At 43.5% G+C, this 4,013-nt stretch carries 4 protein-coding genes and 1 tRNA gene; 1 reads left to right on the top strand and 4 read right to left on the bottom strand.

What is annotated here, in order from left to right:
* Positions 1-107 precede the first annotated feature (107 nt).
* Together PV763_RS17065 and PV763_RS17070 are read right to left on the bottom strand one after the other, a co-directional pair.
* Positions 108-749 (bottom strand): fumarylacetoacetate hydrolase family protein, encoded by a 642-nt coding sequence (locus tag PV763_RS17065; protein ID WP_420938253.1) that lies wholly within the window; start codon positions 747-749, stop codon positions 108-110.
* A 37-nt stretch (positions 750-786) separates the two neighbouring features.
* A complete protein-coding gene (locus tag PV763_RS17070) occupies positions 787-1,284 on the bottom strand; it encodes a YcxB family protein (protein WP_004281456.1) in 498 nt (165 codons plus the stop codon).
* Positions 1,285-1,442: 158 nt separating this feature from the next.
* Between PV763_RS17070 and PV763_RS17075 the strand changes: the two genes are divergently transcribed.
* The gene (locus PV763_RS17075; RefSeq protein ID WP_420938254.1) at positions 1,443-2,741 is read left to right on the top strand and encodes an SRPBCC family protein; all 1,299 of its coding nucleotides are present in this window, start codon (positions 1,443-1,445) and stop codon (positions 2,739-2,741) included.
* A 105-nt stretch (positions 2,742-2,846) separates the two neighbouring features.
* On the opposite strand, the gene PV763_RS17080 is transcribed toward PV763_RS17075, so the two are convergent.
* Both PV763_RS17080 and PV763_RS17085 read right to left on the bottom strand, forming a co-directional pair.
* A tRNA-Arg gene (locus PV763_RS17080) sits at positions 2,847-2,923 on the bottom strand.
* A gap of 290 nt (positions 2,924-3,213) precedes the next feature.
* On the bottom strand, positions 3,214-3,819 hold the full coding sequence (locus PV763_RS17085) for a dihydrofolate reductase family protein (RefSeq protein WP_420938255.1): 606 nt from the start codon (positions 3,817-3,819) through the stop codon (positions 3,214-3,216).
* Positions 3,820-4,013 lie beyond the last annotated feature (194 nt).

Below are 4,013 nucleotides of genomic sequence, written 5' to 3' on the forward strand. Positions count from 1 at the left end.
TCACCCGATAAAGTCCCCATCAAACAAGAGGAAGCTTAAATGAGCTTCCTCTTGTAAAAATTGTGGGACAGCAGTGGCCCATTGGCTCCTTTGATTCAAAATCTTGGTTATTTCACAAAAGTCGTCCAGACATAATCCTGAGACTGCCCTTTGAGGGTCATTTTCAGTTGATCGCCTGAATGTAAGGCCGCAACGCCTGCCGGTGTACCGGTCATCACCACATCACCTTCTTCCAAAGTAAAGAACTGACTGATGTCAGCCAGCAAGGTCGCAATATCAAATATCAATAAAGCAGTATCGCCTTTTTGACGTAGTTCATCATTGACTTCAAGTGTGTAATGCACATCTTTCCAGTCAGTGACTACATCGGCGACAGGTACCCAATCCGACAACAGACAAGAGCCATCAAAGGCTTTGGCACGTTCCCAAGGCTGGCCTTTTTTCTTGAGATCATCCTGTAAATCACGCAAAGTTAAGTCCAGACCTAAAGTCACCGCACCCACAGCTTCAAGTGCTTTCACAGGATCGCTTTCTTTGCTTAAAGTCCGGTCAATACGCAAGCTGAGTTCACATTCATAATGACAGTTGCCCCATTCCGGATTCCATTCAATGCCTGCTTCAGGCGAACTTAAGGCACTCGGAGGCTTAATAAACAATACCGGACGATCAGGGATCGCATTGCCGAGTTCTTTGGCATGATCGGCATAACTGCGACCCACACAAACGATTTTGGATGGACGTGTGCTCATGATCAAAACTTCCCTTTTCCTTTTATAGATATCTGAATTATTTTTTAAATGTATGCTCGAACATACTCTGTTCAGTGCCGTCCTTAAAAGCACGCTTCGGTACGATCACGACGGTACGGTTTTTCAATTCCAGCATATAAGTCAGTTTACCGACAGCAAAATTCTGAACTTCGCTATATGGCACCAGCTTGCTACGATCATTGGTAAAAATTTCCGCATAGTCCTGATACAAATCAATACCCTGTTCGCTTTTACCAAACTGATATTTAACAAACTGGCGTTTAAACATCATCGGCAGGAACCAGTAACGCATGATGCCTTGCAGGATCAGGAAGAATGCACCCAAAGCCACGTAATAACGTCCAACGCCATCAAAGCCCATCGAGAAACCCCAGATGATGATCCCGATACTGACCAAAGGGGTCAGAAAACGTGAAATCTGCTTCTTGCCAAACGTCGCCAAGGCAAAACCATCCTGAGATTCTTCTAAAGTCAGAAAATAACGGGTCGATAAAGTCGGTGCTGACTCAGTCATAGCATCACATCAAAAATAAAATCTTGCCCAATACTATACCAAAATATCCACAGCGCTTATGGCCTGTCGCATCAATTACATAACTTTGCTTTGGAAATATGTGCATTTGGTTTTAAATAAATAGCAATTAAAACAAAAAATACACAACAGGATGTTGAATGAAAGGATTAAAGCAATGCATGCTCATCGGTGTTTGTTTGGCAGTTTCTGCTCCAGCACTGGCCAAGATTATTCCCTGGAATGCCGAAATACCAAGCAGTCTGAGTGCTTATCAAGGCAATGTCCAGCAACTGGCAGAATTAACCGGCGAGCGGATTCTGATTTATGCGCATCCAACCAGTAAAACCCAGCTTCCTACCTTAAACAGTAATGCAGCCAGCAAGACACAGTTTTATAGTGCGGCTGTGGTATTGCCTGTGGTTGAAGCTCAAGTTGAAAAATTGCTGCGCCATTATCCGAATTATGTCGGCCTGTTTCCGACCTTAAAGTCGGCCAAAGTGCTGGAGCAGCAGGGTTCGATTCAGCAGGTTAAATATCAGGTTCATATCCCGACCCCAATTCCGGTGTTGAACTTTAAAGAAACTGTAGTGATGCAGCATCATCTGGGTGAAAACAGCATCAGTACTTTAATTATTGATGCGCCAATTCCCTATGGTGCGGGAAAACTGGAATGGTTTGCACTGGGTCCGCATAAAACGCTGGTGACTGTCACCCAATGGGGCGACCTAAATCAGCCTAAAGGCTTTTTATTCAGTAAAATCCTGAATGCGCTGCCTGAAGCCAAACTCGGCATTCCGCCGAGTACCAATGCATTTCTGCTGGAAGCACTACAACAACGCTTTAAAACCGAGCATACAGCAGCACTAGCAACTCCGATTCCGCAACTGAGATTGAACCCTCAACAGCTACAAAAAATTGCCCAGATCAGCCAAAAATCAGGGCAACCGGTCAGTTTCATTTTGCCGAACTATCTGATCAAAGAAGGAAAATTCTCAGAAAATTTAAGATTTAGCAGCACCTATCAATATTTTCCGAATCCGGTCGAAAAATTGCGGCCGTGGTTAGCAGCTGAAGCAACCCAGCAGCTTTTCCCCCGGCAGATCAAGAAAGTCGAACTGAATCCGGTCAATGCCCAGAATATAGATGCCAACTATAAGGTGTCGGTCGGTTTAGGAGTGATTCAGATTCCATTTAACTTCAAGATGCGTTTTTACCAGCCTGATTCCCTGCAAAACCAGTTTAATGCTAATGGTGGCGACTTGAAGTTTGTGAAAGGTGGCATGCGCTTATTGCCGCAGTCACAAGGTACCTTATTTCAAATTACCAGCAGCATGAAGATTCACGATCAGGCGCCATTCTTATTAAGAGCCATGCGCAGCATGCCCTATCACGATGTTTTACCTGCGGTAGGTGGCAATACCGTTTATGCACTGAAAGTGCAGCAGAAATTAAGATGAGCAGGAAGCAGAGAGTTATTGGTTTTTTATATGAAAAATAGTTAAAAATCACAGACGTAAAAAAACCGCATCACTGTGCGGTTTTTTCAGAATTCTTATCAAGATTGGTGCGCTCAGAGAGATTCGAACTCCCGACCCCTTAGTTCGTAGCCAAGTGCTCTATCCAGCTGAGCTATGAGCGCGACGTCTTGATGGGGTGCATTATACGAGCTTTTTTAGTCTTGTTAAGTGTTTTTTAATAAAATCACAACTGAATGTACAGTAATTAAACGATGTATCAGAATTTATAGTTTTCTGCTGAAAACTTCTGCGGATTTAGAGCTAAAAGCACTTAATTAATTCAACCAGAAAGCTGGATTTTCCGAAAAATTCCAGCACCACACAATGGGTCAGCCTTAAGTATTCTCAACCAGGTATTCAGCCAGAATAGAATTCAAATATAAAACGACCGTCATCACCCTTGTATGCTTTATCACTCGCCTATTGTTCCAGTCTTTACTGCTCCTACCCTTTGATAATGCGTAAATACAATACCATTTGAGCTGGCCAGATGATCTATCAATTGAAAAGCGGCGGGTATTGCTTCATAACTAAACAGGCGTTTGCCAACACCCAGAATGATTGGAAAAGTCAGCAGACGAAGTTCGTCCACAAGCTCATATTTGAAAAGCGCCTGTACCACTGCAGCACTACCATATACGCGAATATCCCCCTCTCCCGCTGCTTTAAGCTTGATTATCTCATCAATGCTTTTCAGAAAAAGGGTATTTTGCCAGTCGGAATGCTCCAGACTGGTAGAAAAAACATATTTATTGACATCATTAATTCCCGGCCAGTCTTCAGTATGTGTGGGCCAGTAAGATTCAAAAATCTGAAAAGTATGTTTCCCTAAAAGAATATCGGAGGGCTGCATCCATTTTTGCATGATGACATCAAATGCCGGATCTGGTTCCGCGTTAAAATACGGCGCCACCCAGCCACCATATTGAAAACCACCAGATATATCTTCTTTTGGGCCGCCTGGCCCTTGCATCACGCTATCGAGGGTCAAAAATTCCTGGACAATGATTTTTCTCATCACGACTGCCTTTATTTTTATTCACTCGCCTGAGACTTATTTTTAGCACGTGATGTCTAGTATTTCTGTAAATTTTAGACACAAAAAAACCGCAACATGTGCGGTTAATTGTTCAAGTTGGTGCGCTCAGAGAGATTCGAACTCCCGACCCCTTAGTTCGTAGCCAAGTGCTCTATCCAGCTGAGCTATGAGCG

It is taken from the genome of Acinetobacter sp. AS5 (genome assembly GCF_048957595.1).
In the GTDB taxonomy this organism is placed as follows: domain Bacteria; phylum Pseudomonadota; class Gammaproteobacteria; order Pseudomonadales; family Moraxellaceae; genus Acinetobacter.

Bases quoted from the DNA above. Each gene is read 5' to 3' on its own strand.
- PV763_RS17065 (WP_420938253.1), bottom strand. From the start codon at position 749: ATGAGCACACGTCCATCCAAAATCGTTTGTGTGGGTCGCAGTTATGCC.
- PV763_RS17070 (WP_004281456.1), bottom strand. From the start codon at position 1,284: ATGACTGAGTCAGCACCGACTTTATCGACCCGTTATTTTCTGACTTTA.
- PV763_RS17075 (WP_420938254.1), top strand. From the start codon at position 1,443: ATGAAAGGATTAAAGCAATGCATGCTCATCGGTGTTTGTTTGGCAGTT.
- PV763_RS17085 (WP_420938255.1), bottom strand. From the start codon at position 3,819: ATGAGAAAAATCATTGTCCAGGAATTTTTGACCCTCGATAGCGTGATG.